21 protein-coding genes, 2 tRNA genes and 1 riboswitch are annotated in these 20,987 nt (G+C 38.7%); of the genes, 18 read left to right on the forward strand and 5 right to left on the reverse strand.

Annotated features, from left to right (window positions below):
* Window positions 1–914 precede the first annotated feature (914 nt).
* The 6 genes from A37Q_RS16570 (at window position 915) to A37Q_RS0103230 (ending at window position 6,212) form a co-directional block, all read left to right on the forward strand.
* Window positions 915–1,193, forward strand: coding sequence for a BrnT family toxin (locus A37Q_RS16570; protein WP_018298830.1), 279 nt, complete (start codon window positions 915–917; stop codon window positions 1,191–1,193).
* The gene (locus tag A37Q_RS16475; protein ID WP_018298831.1) at window positions 1,147–1,398 is read left to right on the forward strand and encodes a BrnA antitoxin family protein; all 252 of its coding nucleotides are present in this window, start codon (window positions 1,147–1,149) and stop codon (window positions 1,396–1,398) included. The genes A37Q_RS16570 and A37Q_RS16475 overlap by 47 nt, the downstream gene beginning before the upstream one ends.
* Window positions 1,399–1,575: 177 nt before the next feature.
* Window positions 1,576–1,863, forward strand: a complete 288-nt coding sequence (locus tag A37Q_RS0103215) for a hypothetical protein (RefSeq protein ID WP_018298832.1) — start codon at window positions 1,576–1,578, stop codon at window positions 1,861–1,863.
* A complete protein-coding gene (locus A37Q_RS14515) occupies window positions 1,842–2,120 on the forward strand; it encodes a CopG family antitoxin (RefSeq protein ID WP_018298833.1) in 279 nt (92 codons plus the stop codon). Before A37Q_RS0103215 ends, A37Q_RS14515 begins: the two co-directional genes overlap by 22 nt.
* Window positions 2,121–2,251: 131 nt before the next feature.
* On the forward strand, window positions 2,252–3,370 hold the full coding sequence (tgt, locus tag A37Q_RS0103225) for a tRNA guanosine(34) transglycosylase Tgt (protein WP_018298834.1): 1,119 nt from the start codon (window positions 2,252–2,254) through the stop codon (window positions 3,368–3,370).
* Between the two features lie 220 nt (window positions 3,371–3,590).
* Window positions 3,591–6,212 carry a hypothetical protein gene (locus tag A37Q_RS0103230; protein WP_018298835.1) on the forward strand — a complete coding sequence of 874 codons (2,622 nt, stop codon included), beginning with the start codon at window positions 3,591–3,593 and terminating at the stop codon, window positions 6,210–6,212.
* Between the two features lie 20 nt (window positions 6,213–6,232).
* Here A37Q_RS0103230 and A37Q_RS0103235 read toward each other — a convergent pair whose 3' ends face one another.
* Together A37Q_RS0103235 and phaR are read right to left on the reverse strand one after the other, a co-directional pair.
* Window positions 6,233–7,114 carry a helix-turn-helix transcriptional regulator gene (locus tag A37Q_RS0103235; RefSeq protein WP_018298836.1) on the reverse strand — a complete coding sequence of 294 codons (882 nt, stop codon included), beginning with the start codon at window positions 7,112–7,114 and terminating at the stop codon, window positions 6,233–6,235.
* Between the two features lie 4 nt (window positions 7,115–7,118).
* Window positions 7,119–7,574: a polyhydroxyalkanoate synthesis repressor PhaR gene (gene phaR, locus A37Q_RS14520; RefSeq protein WP_018298837.1), complete on the reverse strand. Its 456-nt coding sequence runs from the start codon at window positions 7,572–7,574 to the stop codon at window positions 7,119–7,121.
* A gap of 250 nt (window positions 7,575–7,824) precedes the next feature.
* Here phaR and A37Q_RS0103245 point away from each other — a divergent pair, with 250 nt between their 5' ends.
* The 9 genes from A37Q_RS0103245 to hisIE are packed head-to-tail and all read left to right on the forward strand — an operon-like array spanning window position 7,825 to window position 15,248.
* The gene (locus A37Q_RS0103245; RefSeq protein WP_018298838.1) at window positions 7,825–8,139 is read left to right on the forward strand and encodes a YerC/YecD family TrpR-related protein; all 315 of its coding nucleotides are present in this window, start codon (window positions 7,825–7,827) and stop codon (window positions 8,137–8,139) included.
* A gap of 41 nt (window positions 8,140–8,180) precedes the next feature.
* Window positions 8,181–9,077 carry an ATP phosphoribosyltransferase gene (gene hisG, locus A37Q_RS0103250; RefSeq protein WP_018298839.1) on the forward strand — a complete coding sequence of 299 codons (897 nt, stop codon included), beginning with the start codon at window positions 8,181–8,183 and terminating at the stop codon, window positions 9,075–9,077.
* 9 nt (window positions 9,078–9,086) lie between these two features.
* Complete coding sequence (gene hisD / locus A37Q_RS0103255; RefSeq protein ID WP_018298840.1) at window positions 9,087–10,406, forward strand: histidinol dehydrogenase; 1,320 nt, start codon at window positions 9,087–9,089, stop codon at window positions 10,404–10,406.
* Window positions 10,396–11,463: a histidinol-phosphate transaminase gene (hisC, locus tag A37Q_RS0103260; protein ID WP_018298841.1), complete on the forward strand. Its 1,068-nt coding sequence runs from the start codon at window positions 10,396–10,398 to the stop codon at window positions 11,461–11,463. Before hisD ends, hisC begins: the two co-directional genes overlap by 11 nt.
* Window positions 11,450–12,520, forward strand: coding sequence for a bifunctional histidinol-phosphatase/imidazoleglycerol-phosphate dehydratase HisB (gene hisB / locus A37Q_RS0103265; protein WP_018298842.1), 1,071 nt, complete (start codon window positions 11,450–11,452; stop codon window positions 12,518–12,520). The genes hisC and hisB overlap by 14 nt, the downstream gene beginning before the upstream one ends.
* Window positions 12,517–13,116 (forward strand): imidazole glycerol phosphate synthase subunit HisH, encoded by a 600-nt coding sequence (gene hisH, locus A37Q_RS0103270; RefSeq protein ID WP_018298843.1) that lies wholly within the window; start codon window positions 12,517–12,519, stop codon window positions 13,114–13,116. The genes hisB and hisH overlap by 4 nt, the downstream gene beginning before the upstream one ends.
* Window positions 13,113–13,838, forward strand: a complete 726-nt coding sequence (gene hisA / locus A37Q_RS0103275; protein ID WP_018298844.1) for a 1-(5-phosphoribosyl)-5-[(5-phosphoribosylamino)methylideneamino]imidazole-4-carboxamide isomerase — start codon at window positions 13,113–13,115, stop codon at window positions 13,836–13,838. The genes hisH and hisA overlap by 4 nt, the downstream gene beginning before the upstream one ends.
* A complete protein-coding gene (gene hisF, locus A37Q_RS0103280) occupies window positions 13,832–14,617 on the forward strand; it encodes an imidazole glycerol phosphate synthase subunit HisF (RefSeq protein WP_018298845.1) in 786 nt (261 codons plus the stop codon). The genes hisA and hisF overlap by 7 nt, the downstream gene beginning before the upstream one ends.
* Window positions 14,610–15,248 carry a bifunctional phosphoribosyl-AMP cyclohydrolase/phosphoribosyl-ATP diphosphatase HisIE gene (gene hisIE / locus A37Q_RS0103285; RefSeq protein ID WP_018298846.1) on the forward strand — a complete coding sequence of 213 codons (639 nt, stop codon included), beginning with the start codon at window positions 14,610–14,612 and terminating at the stop codon, window positions 15,246–15,248. Before hisF ends, hisIE begins: the two co-directional genes overlap by 8 nt.
* Window position 15,249: 1 nt before the next feature.
* Here the strand turns inward: hisIE and gltS are convergent, their stop codons facing one another.
* The 3 genes from gltS to A37Q_RS0103300 form a co-directional block, all read right to left on the reverse strand.
* Window positions 15,250–16,446 (reverse strand): sodium/glutamate symporter, encoded by a 1,197-nt coding sequence (gene gltS, locus A37Q_RS0103290; protein WP_018298847.1) that lies wholly within the window; start codon window positions 16,444–16,446, stop codon window positions 15,250–15,252.
* A gap of 90 nt (window positions 16,447–16,536) precedes the next feature.
* A complete protein-coding gene (locus A37Q_RS0103295) occupies window positions 16,537–17,769 on the reverse strand; it encodes an MFS transporter (protein WP_018298848.1) in 1,233 nt (410 codons plus the stop codon).
* A 231-nt stretch (window positions 17,770–18,000) separates the two neighbouring features.
* Window positions 18,001–18,819, reverse strand: coding sequence for a sulfite exporter TauE/SafE family protein (locus tag A37Q_RS0103300; RefSeq protein WP_018298849.1), 819 nt, complete (start codon window positions 18,817–18,819; stop codon window positions 18,001–18,003).
* A 168-nt stretch (window positions 18,820–18,987) separates the two neighbouring features.
* Here A37Q_RS0103300 and gltX point away from each other — a divergent pair, with 168 nt between their 5' ends.
* The 3 genes from gltX to A37Q_RS0103315 all read left to right on the forward strand — a co-directional run bounded on the left by gltX (window position 18,988) and on the right by A37Q_RS0103315 (window position 20,635).
* The gene (gene gltX / locus A37Q_RS0103305) at window positions 18,988–20,424 is read left to right on the forward strand and encodes a glutamate--tRNA ligase (protein WP_018298850.1); all 1,437 of its coding nucleotides are present in this window, start codon (window positions 18,988–18,990) and stop codon (window positions 20,422–20,424) included.
* A 38-nt stretch (window positions 20,425–20,462) separates the two neighbouring features.
* Window positions 20,463–20,538 (forward strand) — tRNA-Ala (locus A37Q_RS0103310).
* Between the two features lie 21 nt (window positions 20,539–20,559).
* Window positions 20,560–20,635: transfer RNA gene (locus A37Q_RS0103315), tRNA-Glu, on the forward strand.
* A gap of 123 nt (window positions 20,636–20,758) precedes the next feature.
* Window positions 20,759–20,942, forward strand: a riboswitch (Lysine riboswitch).
* The last annotated feature ends 45 nt before the right edge of the window (window positions 20,943–20,987 follow it).

A 20,987-nucleotide genomic window follows, 5' to 3' on the forward strand; every position in this document is an offset into this window, starting at 1 on the left:
ACCTTGCTCGTGTTTATCGCGATATGGATCGTAAAACTAAGAAGCTATCAGAAGTTCCACTGGAGGTGACTGAGTTACTGCATTTATCTAACCGGTTACTTAATCAGAAGGTGAAAGACAAGAAGAAACTTTATGCTATTCATGCGCCTGAAGTTGAGTGTATTGCCAAGGGTAAGGCGCATAAAAAGTATGAGTTTGGTGTTAAAGCGTCCATTGTTGCAACGGTGAAATCAGGNTGGATTTTGTGTTCTCATTCATTACATGGTAATCCCTATGATGGTCATACGTTAGAGTCATCGCTGTCCAAAGCAAAAGAGCTAAGTGGTGCTGATATTAAAGAGGTGCATGTTGATCGTGGTTACAAGGGGCATGGTGTTACTGATGTTAAGGTTTACTGCTCAGGGCAAAAGCGAGGAGTGACACAGGCTATTAAAAAACGCATGAAGCGCCGCTCCAGTATTGAACCGATTATCGGGCATTTGAAATCAGACCATGGCATGGATCGCAATTTTCTCAAGGGCGAGCTTGGAGATAAGATTAATGCAATCTCAGCTGGAATGGGAATGAATCTTAAGCATGTGATGAGGTTATTGACACCTGTTTAGACATACCTGACACAGATTAAATGAGTCACTCTGGTAGATGGGTTGGGTATTTGTGTCCTGCATGTCACTGTTTGATTTATTTTTATCCAGAAGAAGCTGGCTCAACTCAATTAGGGCATATCTTTGAGTTTTGAAATAAAGTTCAGTGAACAATAAACACACAAAAACAATGTGAAAAGCTACTTTTTCAGGGGCGACTACTTAGATGAGCTTAAACAAAAAGCAGTTGATTTACTTTGATATTATTTGACAATATGCACATTTGTATGTACAATTGTGATTACGCTGTGTCGAGCTGAAAGATATAAAATGCAATTTGAGTGGGATGAGTATAAAAGCTTAAGAAACCTTGAGAAGCACAAAATCTCGTTTGATATTGTCCACTATCTTTTTAATGACTCCATGCTTGTTGCGGTTGATGATAGAAAAGACTACGGTGAAATAAGGTATACGGCCTATTCGCTTTATGAAAATTGCTTATTTAACGTTGTATATACAGAGCGCAATAATAAAATTAGAATCATATCTGTGAGGAAAGCAAATGAAAGAGAAAAAGCTAGATATAAAGCAGCAATTAGAAGCTGTTAAAAATATGAAAGATAGTGAAATAGATTACTCTGATAGCTCTGACATGGGTGATGCTGATTGGGCTAAATTTAAGCCTTTTACTAATACAAAAAAATCAGTCACAATTAGACTTGATAGCGATATTATTGAATATTTCAAATCAATGGGCAAAGGGTATCAAACTAAAATTAATGCAGTCTTAAGAGAGTACAAAAGGCATCACTAAATTATTTGAATTTATTTTTTTATTGTCACTTACACTTGAACTATTTGGCTAAACAAATCATCCTCAACGCTCTTCCAAGCTGAATCAAACATCTTGCATGCTTTTTGTACTTGCCCTTGCGCTATACTTTATTTGCATATACAATAGATATATAAAGTTAATTAGGCAATATTCATTATGTTAGTTGCAACAGCAAAGATTAAAGATAAACTTTGGAATAAGCATAAAGTAACTATAAGTGAAGTGCATCAATGCTTTATCAATAGAGAAGGTTGCACACTGATCGATGATAGAGAACAAAATAAAACGATACCACCAACACAGTGGTTTCTAGCTGAAACTGATGCTGGAAGGTTATTGAAAATAGTATTTATTGAGTTTGAGAGTGATATTGTGCTTAAAACTTCCTATGAACCTAACTCCAAAGAACGGGAGATTTACAAATGTCTAAACAACAAAAATTAGAACAACACTTATTAGCTGATATCGAAAATGATAATAGTTGGGATGAGAAAAAATTAGGTGCGGATATTGAACATGCAGTGCCATTTAAAACAAGTGCAGATAGGGGGCTTAATTTGAAGCTTATTTCTTGCAGATTACAACAAGACCTTATTGATGATTTGAAGCATATTGCCTCATCAAAAGGGATTAATTATCAGCCACTAATACGGCAAGTATTAACTGAGTATGTATCAATGTATCATAAAAAGTACTCTTAGTATAACCGCTTGACTGCCTGCAGATTTAAACCATATCCCGATGAGATCTCTTGAATTTAGCCGTTTATAATTTCAAATCTTCTGTAATTACTATATTATAATGCGATTATTTTTCGATAAAGAACAATACGATGAAATTTACCTTATTGGGCGAGCATAAAAAAGCACGCCGTGGTCAGCTTGTTTTTGATAGAGGTGTGGTTCAAACGCCTGCATTTATGCCAGTGGGGACTTATGGTGCGGTGAAGTCACTTTCTCCTGATGATGTTGCAAAAACAGGTGCTGAAATCGTGCTTGGCAATACATTTCACCTGTGGCTTCGCCCAGGAACTGATATTATCAAAGCGCATGGCGATTTACATGATTTTATGCGTTGGAAGGGGCCTATTCTTACAGATTCTGGTGGCTTTCAAGTCTTTAGTCTTGGCGCACTTCGTAAGCTGACAGAAGAGGGGGTAAGTTTTCGCTCACCCATTGATGGCGCAAAGGTATTTCTAGACCCTGAAATTTCCATGCAAATTCAGCGTGATCTGGGCTCTGATATTGTGATGTGTTTTGATGAGTGTACACCGTATCCAGCAACAGAAAAAGAAGCCAAAGACTCCATGGAGCTATCAATGCGCTGGGCGCTTAGAAGTAAACATGCCCACGGTGATAATAAAGCGGCGCTTTTTGGCATTATTCAAGGTGGAATGTATGAACATTTACGAGATAAATCACTCAAAGCACTTACCGATATTGGCTTTGATGGCTATGCAATTGGTGGACTCTCTGTTGGTGAACCCAAAGAAGATATGATTCGTATTCTAGATCATACTGCGCATCAGATGCCAAAGGATAAGCCGCGCTATTTAATGGGTGTTGGCAAGCCTGAGGATTTAGTTGAAGGCGTGCGCCGTGGGGTTGATATGTTTGACTGTGTACTGCCATCTAGAAATGCTAGAAATGGTCACTTATTTGTGAAATCAGGTGTGGTGCGTATTCGTAATAGTAAATATAAAACTGATACCTCAGCACTTGATGATTCTTGTGAATGTTATACTTGTAAGAACTTCTCAAAAAGCTATCTGCATCATTTGGATAAAACCAAAGAGTCACTTGGCGCAAGATTGAACACCATTCATAATATCACCTACTTTCAAAATCTGATGAAGGGCATTCGTCAGTCTTTGGAAGAGGGGAATTTTGAAGCATTTGTTGAGACGTTTTATCATAATATTGGCAAGCCAGTTCCTGAGCTATTAGCATAACTAGCATTCATCGTATTGAGTGATAAGAGCCAGAGTCATATCTAGCCGATTAAAATAGCCGTAGCAACTACGGTTCTCTTTTATCTTCTTTTGTTTTATAGTCGTATTGATGTTGATATTTTATGATATAAATGGATGCTTTATGCGCTTTAGAGCGCTATTAAAGAGAATGCTAAGATACAGTTAAATACTAGCTGGAAATAAAAATGGAAGTGATATTATGCGCTATATTATCTTTATTTTGCCTATCACGTTACTGATAACAAGCTGTGGGGGCTCTGGATCCTCTGGCTCAACACCAACACCACCTGCTGGATCCTATATACTCAATGAAACGCTAAGCACAAGCTCTTCTTTGGTCAACGGCAGTGTCACCATAAACGCAAGCATTCAAAATTCATCGAGTGAGTTAACGCTTTCACAGAGTCAAAACACAACGATTAGCCTACATTCCAATCAAACTGGTATTAGTGTTGTTGCTGATAATTGCCAGAATATTCCACTGACAACTTCAAGTAGCTGTCAATTTGATATTACCCCAACACGTGCTGGTAACTATAAGCTTTATCTCACTGCAAATGGTGCATCCAGTTCACAAACGCATGTCTTAACGGTCTCAAGTGTACCCGCTTCAAATAACACATTAGTGCTATCTAATGATTATGTGAATAATGCCATTATTATTTCGGCGAATGTAAATAATCAGAAAAACATCACACTTCAGTCTTTTCAATTAAATGGGCATCCAGTAAGTTCAGTTAACACAGCATCAACCCTGTATCCAAAATGTACATCAGCTTTAGCGCTAGCATCTGGAAAAAGCTGTGCATTTTATCTGAAAACCAATTTTAATTATAATCTTTTTAAAGTGATAACCAGTAGCGCTGAGAGCTATTATAGTTATTATGAAAACCCATTATTTATGCCAAAAGTGGGGGTGAATTTGATTTTAACACCGCCGGGAGATGTTTGCAAATACGCCAAAGATGCAAGCGATATTGGGCTTATTATGAATTTAATTGCAACGAGATTTAATCTTGTGAAAGTGATGGGCTCATTCCGTGATATGGGCTGTGAAAAAAATGATTTCTCTTTATACCAAGCGATTAAAAATGCCAAATTGGCAGTGATTTTTTTGGCATATCATCCGGATAATCGCTTTAATCAAGCCTATTGGAACCCAGGGACAGCTACTAGCATCAAACAGGTTACTAAAAAAGGGGGAAAAGGCTTAACCGTGACAAGTGAAAATTATTTTGATAAATGGTCATCCCTTGCCCAGTATAATAATGATATTTGCAGTTATGCTAAGGCAAATGAAAGCTTTAATCCATCTCCTTGGGCTAAAGAGCCACCGGCAACTTCCATTTGTCTGAACATAAAGACCTACCTGAATAATATTGCGCAGTATTTATGTACTAACAATAGCTGTCAGGTGAAAGCAATTTTACTTGGCAATGAGCTTGCCAGTAACACACAGATTCAGGCAAAGTACAGCCAAAGTAACAAAATCTGGCAATTTAATGACTCACCACAAGGAAGTGGACAGGGGGCAACTTTTGCTAACACGGCTTTTTTATCCCCTTATTATGTGACAACAATGAATAATATTATTGCTAATGCCCATGCAAGTGATCCCAGATTCTCTGATATTTATCGTTTGCAAGGGCATGTGATTGTGGGGCTTGATTTTGCGGTGGGAACACAGGCGACGCTGTCATATAACATTGCAGAGAAGCCTGCGCCAACAACAAAACTTGAGATTTATCAAACGAGCAAAGATGGTGCAATATTTCCATTTGATTTTGTCAATATGCTCAACTACAGCATGCAAAATAATGATCCGAATACCCGAGTGCTTGAGTACGGTATCTATGGCAAAAACAACTGTGTGGAAGGGGAGAATTGTAACTTGCAGGCAAGTAGCACTTTTAGCAAGATGCCTATCAGCTACAGCTACCCTGATAAGATTGCAGTAAATAACTTTACGCTTGGTAAGATGTTTCAACATTTAACAGAGGCGTATCTTATCGCCCTAAAGGGACAAAGTACCATTCGCTTAAGTGGGACTGAAAATCATAGTAAAGAGTTTACACCAGCTGTTTTTGGTTCGATCTATCCGGGGTGGATTTATGCCGGAAGTGGCAGTTTTGCACAAAATGTAAATGATCAGGTACAATTTCAAAAGCTTATCTCAAGTATATTAACGGCATTTAACCATGCATTTGATACTAGTTATCAAGGTCGGATATCACTTGTTGCGGCTGAAAGTGGCTGGCCAAGTGATGATAAAAGTAGCCCGCAAAATCGCTCATGGCCAAATGGAACAGGCGTGAATTTCAGAAAAGCGCTCTATGCTGATTTGGCGACGACAATGAACAGCACGCAAAATACAGCAGTCCACTACCCACAAAGCGTCATTTTATGGAGTTTGTTCAATAATAACCACTTTAGCAATGTAGATGGTTTTTGGGGACTGTTTAGCGATCCTGTCTTTAGCGGCGCGAATATCGATACTTATCCTGTTATAAGTGATTACACTTCAGGCTTGGCTGATTGGTCAAATGGGCTAAATTTGCAATATGTGAGCGGTAAACTCATCTGGGATGCACCAAAAGATGCAACTGCAAAGGCGCCAATATTTAACTATCATATTGAGATACTTTATTTGGAGAAAGGCGTGTATAAAGTTGCGTTTAGTGGTCAGACAACACAAAGGTCACTTGATATTCAACTGGCGCCATCAACAAGCTACCGCGTATTTATTAGTGCAGATTATCAAGATGAAACTACACAAACACAAAAGCTTGCTGCTACTTCAATGGCTGATCTAAGCCTGTAATGTATAAAGTATTGTCTCATTCAAGGGGTTATAAGTTTATCCTTCCACTGTTGGATAATGACGTTTGGATTGTTTTTTGCAAGGTAAGCATCAACTTGCGAGCGGTAAAAAACTTGCAAAAAAGCCTCTAGCTCTTTTCGCGTTTTAAGATTCATATTATAGCGAATGTTATCGATGGTTTGCTCAACTGTCCTTAAGGAGCGCTTTAAGATGCTAGAGATCTCACTACTTGCAAGTCCAAGCGTAATCAGATGCATATAGTCAAGGTTTCTATCGGTCAGGTGATAATGCTGTTTAAGTGATAAATAAGGTGAGAACAAAGTATTAACCTTATTGTAATAATAATGTTGCGTTGGACGTGAATAGGTATTAGGCACAAACATTTTAGGTTCAGGAAAATCTCTCTCTTGATATTTTTTGTAGAAAAATAAGGTGATGTCAAAGAGCTGTCTAAATATCTCTTGAAAGGCTATCTCATCGGTTTCAAGGTCAACTAAAAAACAGTGACTATCTTTACAAGTATGTAAATCATGTTCAATGACAATGACATTTTTTGCCTGATATTTTTGAATATTTTTAAGATAGATAGACTTGGCAGTAAAAGGATAAGCGTCCAGCCTTGAATATATCGGCTGGGTAAGAGAAGGGATTGCTACAAGGTCATATTGCCATAACTTATTTAAGACATAAGGTTTTATCAAAGAGGGCTCAGCACTAATAGTTGAAAAGGACAAGTCATTCCATAGGCGAAAAAATGTAAAATTTCTAATTTTCAATTGCGTCGAGCAAAGTTGAATCAGGCTATTAATAGGCTGTGTATAGAGCAAAGATTGTTTATGAAAGTCACGATATCGAATGGAATTGAGTATAACCTTTACAACTTTTTCATAACGATGTGTCATAAGTTTATTTTTTACTCTTTAAATTATCCCATGATTTTTGCCATCTAGAGATATTATCACGGGCAACGGTATTAAAATAAGTATTTGGATCCATTTTGGAGCTGGGTTTGTTGATATTAGTGGCTTTAGGCGCTTGACTTAAGTACAAATCAAGCGTCTTATTAAAACACATGACCAAAGTGTTTTGCATATCTGTTCCATAAGATTTAATGACTTGCGTCAAAAAAGCATTACTAAACATTTGTCTTGGGCTTTTATCTTCAAGCTCATTAATAATCTGCATTAAAATGCCACGGGTAATATCTTTTCCGGATTTATTATCAATGATCTTGATGTTTTCACTCGAGTTAATCAAGCGCTCAACATCTTCCATGGTAATATAAGCACTTGTTTTTGTATCATACAGTCGCCGGTTAGGGTACTTCTTAATTAGGCGAACCGGATTGTCTTCTGTGTCCATCTCTCATTCTACATTTATTTAATGGCTCTGTTTTTTATAGTTTAACACAAAATTTGATTATAGATATGAGCCATGAGCCATTTTCCAGTATTTCTGGTTTTTGAGATTTGTGTTTAAAAGAAACCATTAAGAGGTTGATTTAGGGTTGTAACTGATGTAATGTATTAACACATTAACACATTAACACATTAACACATTAACACATTAACACATAACACAATATGATGTGAGTTAAGACTGGAAACTAAAGATGCAGGCAGAAGACGATAAAAAAATCAAACAAACAAAAAAGAATGATAGCGATCTTTTATATAGAGCGATTTTTCTTGCCAAAAGTGAAAAAGAGGTTAAAGCGCTTTTTGAGGATATCTGTACGCCAGCTGAAATAACAGCAATGGCAGGGAGGTTACGTGCAGCAATAGAGATTAAAGCACAAAAGCCATATCGTCAAATTTATGCCGAGACTGGAGTTAGTGTGACAACAGTTGGACGTATCGCACGTTGTATTGAATATGGCACTGGCGGATATAATTTAATTTTAGATCGCTTGAACCGAAATGAATGATGCACATCATTGTACCGTAAAAAAATAGAGATACACATCAAATGCAAATAAGAAAAAGACTCAGAATTGCTATTCAAAAAAAAGGTCGCTTAAATAGTGACTCCCTTGCCTTATTAAAAAGTATTGGCATCAATATGCAGTTATCTAAAAGTTCATTGTACTGTCATAGTGCCAACACGCCAGTTGATTGTTTATTCGTTCGAGATGATGATATCCCCGTGCTTGTTAATAGTGGGGTATGTGATTTGGGTATTGTCGGTGAAAATGTTTTAAAAGAGTTCTCTTTGGCACAAAATAATAAAGAACAAACAAATATAGTGACTGAGAGAACACTTGGCTTTGGAAAGTGCAGATTATCACTTGCGGCACCAAATGATTTTGAGTTTAAGGGGATTCAAAGCTTAAATGGTATGCGTGTTGCAACATCCTACCCAAATACTATAAAGGATTTCTCTGATCAATATAACCTATCACTTAGGGCGCTGAATATTTCAGGTTCGGTTGAAATTGCGCCAAGTCTTGATATGTCTGATATCATTTGTGATTTGGTTTCAACGGGTAGAACACTGGAAGAGCATAATCTTAAAGAGCTACAAGTCGTTTTAAACTCTGAAGCGGTGCTGATTAAAAGCACAAATGTTCTTGATAGTGAGCTTCAACAATTTTATCAAAGACTGCTTGATCGCATAGATGGGGCGAATCAGGCAAAAGAGTGTAAATATGTTATGTTTCATGCACCAAAAGAAGCATTAAAAGAAATTGCTCAACTTTTGCCGGGACATGAAGAGCCAACTGTTATTCCTTTGTCTCATTCTGATGACAAAGTGGCGGTACATATTGTCACGAAAGAGGGCGTGTTTTGGCAGACACTAGAGCAGCTTAAAAAAGCAAGGGCAAGTTCCATTTTAGTGTTGCCAATTGAAAAAATGCTGGCATGAGAGGGGTTTATGAAAATATATGACTACAAAACACTGTTAGATAGTGAAAAAGATAGTATTTTATCCCGACCATTAAGTTCGAAAAATAAGGCGCTAAAAAGTGCTGTTGGCGAAATACTACAAAATGTCTATTCCAATAAAGATGCCGCACTATATGAATACACACGGAAGTATGATGGTGTGGCGCTCGATGATTTGAGAGTAAGTGATGCGGAGTTTGAAGCCGCTCTTCAATCTGTAAGTGAAGAAGAGGTTAATCTCATCAAAAAAGTCATCCAGCGAGTTGAAAACTATCATAGAGAGATAAAACCAAAAACGCTTATTGTTGATACGGAAGATGGTGTGATTTGCCAAAAGTTATATCACGCCATTGAATCGGTTGGTCTTTATGTGCCAGGAGGCTCTGCGCCTTTAATTTCAACACTTATCATGCTGGCAGTTCCTGCGAAAATTGCAGGCTGTCAAAATATTTCAGTTTGCACACCATGTGATAAAACTAAGAAAATTCACCCGCTTTTGTTGGTTGCCGCTCAGCTTTGTGGTGTTCGCTGTGTATATAAAATTGGTGGCGCCCAAGCGATTGCGGCAATGGCGTATGGGACTGAAAGCATTGCTAAAGTAAATAAAATTTATGGCCCTGGAAATAGCTGGGTAACAGAGGCTAAGCTTCAGGTATCTCAAGATGCCAAGGGCGCAGCGATTGACTTACCAGCAGGTCCATCAGAGGTGCTTGTGATTGCTGATCAAAAGGCAAATGCACGTTATATCGCTTCAGATTTATTGGCGCAATTGGAGCATGGCGTTGATTCGCAGGCTATTTTATTAACCAATAGTGAAAAGCTAGTGGATAAAGTGCAAAATGAAGTAACTAACCTATCAAAAATACTTACTCGACAAAGCATTTTAACTAAATCCATTCAAAACTTGGTAATTGTTTTGACTGAGAGCTTAGATGAAGCTGTAAGGCTATCAAATCAGTACGCACCAGAGCATTTAATTATTAATACTGACAATGCTAAAGCGCTTCTTTCTCAAGTGATGGCAGCAGGAGCTGTATTTATAGGTCAATATGCAGCAGAAGCCTTGGGTGATTATCTTACTGGATCAAATCATGTGCTACCGACCTCGGGTTTTGCCAAGAGCTATGGCGGACTTGAAACACGTGATTTTATGGTGGCAATCAGCGTACAGGAAGTCTCTGATATAGGTATCAAAAACATTGGAAAAATGGCAAGTAAACTCGCCCTAACTGAGGGATTGGATGCACATGCTCTGGCAGTTGATATTAGATTAAAAGATCTAGAAAAGGCAGTTTTTTATGAGCTTTGAGCAATTAATACGTCGGGATTTACAGTGTTTTTCTCCTTACAAATCAGCGCGCTCAATAAAGCTTCAAGGGGAGATATGGCTAAATGCTAATGAGTCTCCATATAATGATGAGAAAAGACTTAATCGCTATCCTGAGCCACAACCTAAAAAACTAAAGGCGCTATTGGCAGATTTCTATGAGATTACGGAAGATGAGCTACTTATTACCAGAGGAAGTGATGAAGGGATTGATCTATTGATCCGCTTGTTTTGCACTTATAATGAAGATGAAATCTTAGCACTTGAGCCAACTTTTGGCATGTATCGTGTTTCAGCATCACTCCAGGGGGTTGCTTGTAACACTTGTAAACTTATTGCAGAAGATGATTTTCAGTTTGATAAACATACCCTTTTATCTTCTATGACAGATAAAACAAAGCTTGTTTTTTTATGCTCGCCCAATAATCCAACTGGCCAGATTATTCCGCTTGAGGATATTGCTGAGCTTGCAAAGGTATTACAAGGGCAAAGTATGCTTGTGGTTGATGAGGCTTATATTGAGTTTAGTAAGCAAGCTTCAGCAAGCACGTTGATCGAACGCTTTGATAATGTGGTTGTTTTAAGAACCCTGTCAAAAGCGATGGGGCTTGCAGGGGCAAGGGTTGGCAGCGTGATTGCCAATAAAAAGCTGACTTTTTGGTTAAGTAGCATCATTGCGCCTTATCCAATCCCGACACCTGTGGCCAATGCTGCTATCGAGAAGTTGTGCTCTCATGCCTCTAAAGCATGCTATCAGCAAGAGATGGAAGATATTAATAAGGCGCGAGATATGTTATATACATTTTTAAAATCACAGTCAATAGTCATTAAAATTTGGCAATCTTATGGTAATTTTCTATTGTGCCAGTTTAAAGAGAACGTCTATCAAATATTGTTAGACCAAAGGATTGTAATACGTGATTTTTCAAGTAGTTTAGATATTGAAAATCTCGTGCGTATTAGCATTGGTACGCCAAATGAAAATGAAAAGTTAATGAAAACTATACGCGAGATAATGAAGCAAAATGCAGCAATATAAGTATTTATTTATTGATCGAGATGGCACCTTAATTAAAGAGCCTGAAGATTATCAAGTTGATTCACTCGATAAGCTTGATTTTATGGAGGGGGTTTTTGACGTCCTTAGAGACTTGAGTCATGCAGGTTTTAAGCTTGTGATGATCACCAATCAAGATGGGCTCGGGACAGCATCCTTCCCGCAAAGCGATTTTGATCCAGCACATAATATGATGTTAAAAATATTCTTATCACAAGGCATTCAGTTTGAAGATGTACTTATCTGTCCGCATTTACCAGAGGATAAATGTCACTGTAGAAAGCCAGAGATTGGTCTTTTAATTCCATATTTGACTCAACAGTGCATTGATTTAAAACAAAGCTATGTGGTTGGTGATAGAGACACTGATATAGAGCTTGCAGCTAGGCTTAATATTGAGGGCATTAAAATTGCTACAGCAAAGACCCCAGATTGGCATGCTGTACGTAAAGCAATTTTACAGGCAGATAGAAAGGCAAAAATACAGCGAAAAACTAATGAAACGGACATTACTGTTTCTGTGAACTTGGATCAAAATGGGATAAGAGAAATTGATACAGGCATTGGCTTTTTTGATCATATGTTGGATCAGATTGCAAAGCATGGTGGTTTTTCAGTTGATATCAAGGTAAAAGGGGATCTGGAGGTGGATGATCACCATAGTGTTGAAGATGTTGCCATTAGCTTGTCAGAAGCTATTTCACAGGCGCTTGGTGATAAATATGGGATTAACCGCTATGGTTTTTTGTTGCCAATGGATGAATCTGAAGCAAAGATTTCTCTTGATTTAAGTGGCCGTGCTTTTTGTCAATTTAATGCAAACTTCCCAAGTGAAAAAGTAGGCATGTTGTCTACAGAGATGGTATCACATTTTTTCTCATCGTTTGCAGCGGGGCTTAAGGCAACACTACACCTGTCAGTCACTGGTGAAAACACACATCATATGGTTGAGGCCGCATTTAAGGCATTAGGTAAAGTATTAGCTCAGGCAATCGAGCGCACCTCTAAAGAGCTGCCAAGCACCAAGGGGGTGTTATGATTGCCATTATTGATTGCTGTGGCAGTAATTTTGCTTCGATTCAATATGCCTTTGAGCGCCTAGGGCAAAGCTGTTTGTTAACGCATGATAAAGATGCGATCAGTAGAGCAAATTATGTCATCTTGCCGGGAGTGGGCCATGCAAAATCTTCTATGAAAGCGCTTAAAAGCCATGCCCTTGATGCCTTTATTCCTACTTTAAAACAGCCTGTTTTAGGCATTTGTTTGGGGATGCAGCTTTTATATTCCCACTCAGAAGAAGGTGACACAAAGTGTCTTGATATTATTCAGGGAAAAGTGAGATCTTTTAGTGCACATAATTCCAAAGAGTCTGTCCCGCATATGGGATGGAACACATTGACAAACATTGCAGAGGTGAATCTGCTTCAAGGTTTAGAGCAAACCAAACACCTTTATTTTGTTCATAGTTACTATGCGGATATTACAGAAGACTGTATGGCTGAGTGTGATTATATTTTACCATTTGCTGCGATGGTGCAAAAAAGAAACTTTTATGGCATGCAGTTTCACCCTGAAAAGTCAGGAACTGTCGGTGAGACACTATTAAGAAATTTTATTAATGAGGGGAAAAAGTGAATATTTTACCTGCGATTGATCTAATTAATGCTCAGTGTGTGCGTTTGAAAAAAGGGGATTTTAATCAACTTACCACCTATCCACTTTCACCTTTTGAGGTTGCAAGAGAGTATCAAACAAATGGCGCAAAGTTTCTTCATGTGGTTGATTTGGATGGCGCAAAAAAAGGTGCATTTGAGCAATTTGATGTGACTCAGCAAATAAGAGATGCATGTGATATGACACTGCAAGTAGGCGGTGGGATTAAATCTAAAGAGATTATTGATAGACTCTTTGCAATAGGCGTTGATCGGGTGGTTATCGGTTCGCTGGCAGTGAGAGATAAATATCTAACAAGCGAGCTCCTTCAATACTACGGCAGTGAGAGGATTACACTGGCGCTTGATGTTCATATTCAAAATAGCCTGCCTATGATTGCAACTCATGGATGGGTGAATACTTCAGATCAAACACTTGATGATTTAATCGAGTATTACGCGCCACAAGGATTAAAACATGTTCTTTGCACAGATATCTCCAAAGATGGTTTGCTAAAAGGGCCTAATATCAAGCTTTATCAAGCCTATCAAAGACGCTATTCAGATATTGTATTTCAAGCCTCAGGCGGAGTTGGGCAGTTAAGTGATTTAACAAGTTTAAAAAAAGCTGGAGTAAAAAGTGTCATTGTTGGCAAGGCATTATATGAGAACAAATTCACACTCAAAGAGGCGCTGACATGCTAGCCAAGAGAATTATTCCTTGCCTTGATGTTAAAGATGGCAAAGTGGTGAAAGGGGTTAAGTTTAAAAATCATCGTGTGATTGGTGATATTGTGCCGTTGGCAAAAAAGTACTCAGATAGTGGCGCTGATGAGCTGGTGTTTTATGATATTAGTGCCAGCAGTGATATGTGCCGTGTCAGGACACATTGGGTGAGTCAGATTGCTGAAAATATTAATATTCCATTTTGTGTTGCAGGTGGCATTCGCACCGTAGAAGATGCCAGGGAAATTTTAAATGCAGGGGCAGATAAAATTTCTATTAACTCGCCAGCATTAGAGCGAGCAGATTTTATTAATGAGCTTGTAGATTGCTTTGGTCAGCAGTGTGTGGTTGTGGGTATTGATAGCAAAGAAGATAAAGAGAATAAAGGACATTATCAGGTCTATCAATACACAGGTGATGAGAAAAAAACCATTAAAACAACTAAAGATCCACTTATTTGGGCACAGGAAGTTGCAAAGCGCGGAGCAGGTGAGATTGTACTTAACTGTATGAATCAAGATGGAGTTAAAAAAGGCTATGCAATCAATCATCTAAATGAAATAGCACAAGCGGTTAATATCCCCGTAATAGCATCAGGTGGTGCAGGAGAAATAGCGCATTTTTATGAGGTTTTTACTAAAAGCACGGTCAGTGGTGCGCTGGCAGCAAGTGTGTTTCATGATGAATTGATTTCAATTTCTGATTTAAAAGAAAACTTAGTCAGTAACAATATTCCAATAAGGGCATGTAATGGATAAGAAATTAGCCGAAAAAATAGACTGGGAAAAGATTGATGGACTTGTTCCTGCAATTATCCAAGATGCAAATACCAATCAAGTGCTGATGCTTGGGTTTATGGATAAAGCTGCGCTTATTCAAACGATAGAGTCTCAGAAGGTTGTATTTTATAGCAGGACAAAAAAAAGGCTTTGGATGAAAGGTGAGAGTAGTGGCAATATACTGAATGTTGTTACGATGTCGCTTGATTGTGATAATGATACGCTTTTAGTCAAAGCACATCCAAAAGGGCCAACCTGTCATTTGGGAAAAACAAGTTGCTTTGATAAGGTTGATAATAGTGATGGAGCTATTACGGGCGAATTTAATGTATTAACGCATTTGCAGGCAACGATTCAATCAAGGTTTGATAAGAGACCTAAAGATAGTTATATCACCTCATTGATTGAGTCAGGGGTTGCAAGGATGGCTCAGAAGGTTGGTGAAGAGGGGGTGGAAGTCGCCATTGCTGCGATGAAAAAAGATTCCGATGCCAAAGCGGAACTTGCTGAGGAAAGTGCTGATCTTTTGTTCCACTTGATGATATTACTCAAAGCGCAAGATCTTTCATTGGATGATGTACTTAGCGTTTTACAGAAAAGGACGCGTTAAGCTAAAAAATATTTAAAAACGTTGTAATGGCGCCAGCGTTGAAAAAATCAATCAGTACAGAGCCAACAATTGGAACGACAAAGAATGCTTGAGGTGCTGGATAGTTTTTGGCAGTGAAAGCTTCCATATTGGCAATAGCATTAGGTGTAGCGCCCATGCCAAGCCCAACTGTTCCACAGGTCATAACCGCAGCATCATAGTTTTTGCCAAGTGCTCTGAAAATGACAAAGCGTGCAAATAAAACAACTAAAATCAGCTGAGCAAAGAGAATCAGCAGCATCGGCAATGCAAGGCTGACTAAAGAGAGAAGTTTCATTTGCATCAATGCCATCGATAAGAATATCGATAAAGAAATTGCGCCAAGCATTTGAAGCTCTGTGTCTTTGATTTCAAAGATATCTGTTGCATCTGCCAGATTTCGAATAATGGCCGCAGCAAGCATGGCACCAATATAAGGGGGCAAGATAATATTCATAGACTCAAACCAAGCAGAGAAGAGACTACCAATACCAATGGCAAGAATAATCATAACAACAGCATTAAACACACCATGTTGGCAGATCGATAAAACCCGATCTTCATTGCTTTTTCGCGTATCTGGATGCACAGCATCCTCTTTTGGCTTCAGTTGATATTTTTTCATAAGATATCTTGCAACGGGTCCACCTGATAAGCTGCCAGCTATCAGCCCAAAAGTTGCAGCGGCAGCAGTAATAGTGGTTGCGCTTTTCAGTCCGAAATTATCTTCAAGTATTTGTGAAAAAGCAATTCCAGTGCCATGACCACCAACCATGGTTACCGAGCTATTTGCCATCCCAAATGCAGAAGACAATCCTAAAAGATTTGCTAAAGAAACACCAAGAAGGTTTTGTAATATTACTAAAATACACATGCAAACAAATAAAATAATCACCGTTCGCCCACCAATAAACAAGAATCGTAGGCTAGCGGAAAAACCAATCGTGGCAAAGAAAATAAGCATAAAGTAGTTTTGCGCGCTGGAGTCAAAGTGAATATGCAGTAGCTCAAAATAGGCTAAAATAGCGATTAAGATAGAAAATAAAAGGCCTCCGACTACTGGAGGTGGAATAAAAAAGCGTGACAAAATATTCACGCGCTTTTGTATAAAAATACCCGCAAGCAATACCAAAATAGAAATTGCAATAGTCAGTAGTGCATTACTTTCTAATGTGATCATATTAAATCTCTCCCATACCCATTATCTCTAACAGCATATAAAGATAAAAAAATCATAGAAAGCTTTTTATACCAAATTGATGGGGTGTAATTAGCGTCTTTTATAGTGGAGATAGGAGAAAAACCCGCCAAATGCCAATGCAATAGCAGCAAGATAAAATGGAAAGATAACATTCAAATTAACAATAGGTCCAAGGCTAAAGGCATTGATAAACCAGGCAACACCAAATACAGAGGTAGCGCCGCCCATGATGGCGCCTTGTTCATGCTCTTCAACCATTGAAGCAATAACAGCCAGTAGTGCAGTGTAGAAGATGATCTGAATCATAGCACTAAAAAAAGCACTAAATATCATCACGCCAACATTAATCCAAGTGGCCGCCAAAAGAAAAATGAGCGCAAGTAAGGTGGCAGTAGTATACATGGCCTGCTTTGAGCTTAAGCGTTTGAGTACTTTTTGTTGCACCCATAGTGTTGAGAGCGCAAAGCCTGCGCTTAAAACAATAAAAATACCGCCAACAGCACTTTGTCCAAAGCCAAAGAGTTTTGCCAGCGCAAGTGGCAGTGCTTGGGCATAATAGCCCCAACCAATTTGCAGCATTAAAAAGGCGAGTGCTAATATTTGAACGCGCTTATCGATAAACATAATGCGAAAGCTAAAAATAAGTGAGATTAAGTGTAGCTTGGCTTTTTGTAGTGGTTTTGTATAGGTCTCTGGCAGAAACATGCAAACGCTGATTAAATTAACAATGGCTAAAATGGCACCAAAGAGAAAAGGCAGATTGATTGCTTGATACTCTGTTGTCGCGAGCATCCCTACTATGGTGGTAATAATAGGACCAAAGATAAAGCCAATTGATGCCGCCAAGGTGATTAAGCTTAAGTTTTTAATCCTGTTTTCACTGGTAGATATATCAAGAATAACGGTTTGTGCAATGCTGAAACTGCCACCAAAAAAACCACAAATAAATCGACTGAAGATAAAAAGTGCCAATGAGCCACTATGGAAAGCCAGCACTGAAAGTAAATAGGCAATGGCTGTACCGATTAACGAGGCGATCAGCATGGTTTTACGGCCATAATTATCAGACAGACGACCGATGATTGCGCTGCCAATAAAAATACCAAGCGGCCACGCTGCCATCGATACACCGTAATACAAGCTTCGTGTGCTTTGTGATGTCTCTGGGGCAAATAACACACTGTTGTGAGAGAAAATAATCTCAGGGATAACGGGGAAAACAAGCCCAACCCCCATAATGTCAATGACAATGGTTAGCATTAAAATGCCAAGTAAAAGCATTTGATTGTTATCTGTTTTCATAAACTACTATTTCCTTTTGTCATTTATATCCCTTGTAAATAAGCACGGGGCTTTCTTTTAAAAAAGCAGAAGGTGTGAATATCAACGAGGAAGGTGTACATAGGTTTATCTTTCGAACATGTACTTGTATATCAATCAAAAACTAAGATACTGTTTTAGCGTTGATATGAATAGACTGTAAAAGCTACGAGAGTATAATTTACCCTGTTTAAGCAAAAAAGCAAAACAAAATTAGAACATTTTTACCAATAACAGCAAAATACAGACAAGAAGTAGACCAATAAAGCACTTTTTAACGGTTGATTCTGATAGTTTATGCGCTGCTGAGACACCTTTTGGCGTGAGCCATAAGCTCATCGGTAGAATCAGCAAAAAGCTCAGCCAGTTAACATACCCAATGCTAAGTGGGATGCTTGGACCTTGGTATATGACACCTGTGATAATTGCCATAATAGTCCCTCCAATGCCAATAAAAACACCAGATAGACTTGAAATTGCCATGGCTTTTTTAATGCTGATATGAAGCAGCTTCTTACAATACGGAACAATAAAAGTGCCGCCACCTATGCCCATTAATACAGAGAGAAGGGCGATAATGCTACTGCCGGCTGCAATGCGTATTGTGGAGGAAGGTGTGCTTATCGCATCAGGTGTTTTGTGGGTGTCTTTTAGAAACAAAGAGAACATTGAGAATAACAGTAGAAAAAGAAAAATAATCTTCAGAATAATGCCTGCAATAAACAGCATAGCAATGCCTCCTATTACAATACCAATAATAAGTCCAGGCAACCAGCGTTTAAATAGTAAGGTATCTAGATTCCCAAGAGCAATTTGCTTTTTGCTGGCCATCAAAGCATTGGGAATAATGATGGCTAAAGAGGTTCCAATGGCAGTGTGGGTTGCAATGCCTGCATGACCAAAATGCTCGAACACAATAATGAAAATAGGGACTAAAATCACGCCGCCGCCAATGCCAAAAAAGCCCGATGCAAATCCAGCAACAGCACCACTGAGTAAAATGAGTAATAAAAAAAGAAGATCAATTGTCACAAGGCAAAACCATTTGCTAGATATGGATACTATTTAGTGTATATCAATGTGCGTTTATTTTGCAGTTAAAGGCAATAAAATCGTCTTCATTGTCTTATTATTCATCGTTTTTTACGGTAAACTGACAGGCGTTCGATTAAAGTGAGATGAATTTAAGGTTGAATAAATATGAGTTCTGTTGTAAAAACACGATTTGCCCCTAGTCCAACAGGGTATTTGCATGTAGGTGGTGCAAGAACAGCACTTTTTTCATGGGTGTATGCAAAAAAGAATCATGGACAATTTGTACTTCGAGTGGAAGATACTGACTTGGAACGCTCAACAGATGAAGCGGTAAAAGCGATTCTAGATGGCATGGCTTGGCTTGGTTTAAAGGCAGATTATGCGCCTTATTTCCAAACGGAACATTTTGATCGATATAAGGAGGTTATTGATCAGCTGTTATCCTCTGGTGAAGCCTATCGTTGTTATTGCTCGAAAGCAAGGCTTGATACGCTTCGTGAACAGCAAATGCAAAATAAGGAAAAGCCAAAATATGATGGGCATTGTCGCCATTTAGATCCAGCATCGCAAGATCCATCAAAGCCACACGTTATTCGCTTTAAAAATCCATTAACAGGTGTAGTGAGTTGGGAGGATGCGGTTAAGGGCGATATTACTATTTCCAATGCAGAGCTCGATGATTTTATTATTGCGCGTACGGATGGTTCGCCAACATATAATTTTTGCGTGGTCGTTGATGATATGGATATGGAAATTACGCATGTTGTGCGTGGTGATGACCATGTGAATAATACACCAAAGCAAATTAATTTATATCATGCTTTAAAAGCACCTGTTCCAGTTTTTGCTCATGTGCCAATGATTTTAGGAGATGATGGTAAAAAACTCTCTAAGCGTCATGGCGCTGTGAGTGTTATGGAGTACCGTGATGCGGGCTATTTACCCGAAGCATTGATCAATTACCTTATCCGTCTTGGTTGGTCTTATAAGGATCAGGAAGTCTTTAGCATGGAAGAGATTTTTAAGTATTTTGAGTTAGATGATATCAATGCTTCAGCTTCGGCCTTTAATACCGAAAAATTAAATTGGTTAAACCAGCACTATATGAGAACCTTGCCGCCTAAACAAGTTGCAGATGCCTTGAGGTGGCACTTTGACCAAAGTGGTGTGAAGATAGAAGATGGCCCAGCTTTAGAAGTGCTTATCCCTGTAATGGCTGAAAAGGTTAAAACCTTAAAAGAGCTTTTAGAAAAGAGCTTGTATTTCTATCAGGATTTTGACAGTTTTGATGAGAAATCTGCTAAAAAGCACTTAACCTTAAAATCTAAGCATGTACTTACCCATTTAAAAGACAAGTTGGCTAAGGCAGATGAAGATGCTTGGCAAAGTGAGTCACTATTGCATAATGCCCTTCAAGAAACAGCAGATGAGCTTGATTTAGGGATGGGAAAAGTTGGTATGCCAGCGCGGGTTGCTGTTACCGGATCAGGTCAGTCTCCAGATATTGGCATTACACTGAAATGGATTGGTAAAAAGCGTGTGATTGAACGCTTAGAAAGAGCAATTCAAGAAATTGATAAAAAGAGTGAGGCTAGTGCTTGACAGTGCTATCAAAGCGCTCTAGAATGCCCACTTGTCTCGGGGCTATAGCTCAGCTGGGAGAGCGCTTGCATGGCATGCAAGAGGTCAGCGGTTCGATCCCGCTTAGCTCCACCAGATAATGACAAAACTTGTTTTGTCCCCATCGTCTAGAGGCCTAGGACATCGCCCTTTCACGGCGGTAACAGGGGTTCGAATCCCCTTGGGGACGCCATAATAGAAAGCCATCAATATGATGGCTTTCGCATTTCTACCATAAATTTCTTCCTTAAATAATTGACCTTAAGCGAAAGATCGCGTTATAGTATGCCTTAAGGTCGCTTTTGATATAAAGTGATCAGTAAGAAGAGGCGCACGAGCCATATTCTGTTGCAAGAGCCATAACACTCAAAGACCAGCAGTTAAATAGGGTGCGTGCCGAAAGGTGAATTGAGGTTATGTTCATTTGTCTTGGGACTAATGTTGAAAGATATTAGTACTGTCACATCACAAACAAAATGATGTGGGGCGCTTCGGTTGTTTTTTGTTATTGATTCAAACACCGTTATTTCCCCGCGTCGATAATA

This window comes from Fangia hongkongensis FSC776 = DSM 21703 (genome assembly GCF_000379445.1).
GTDB lineage: Bacteria > Pseudomonadota > Gammaproteobacteria > Francisellales > Francisellaceae > Fangia > Fangia hongkongensis.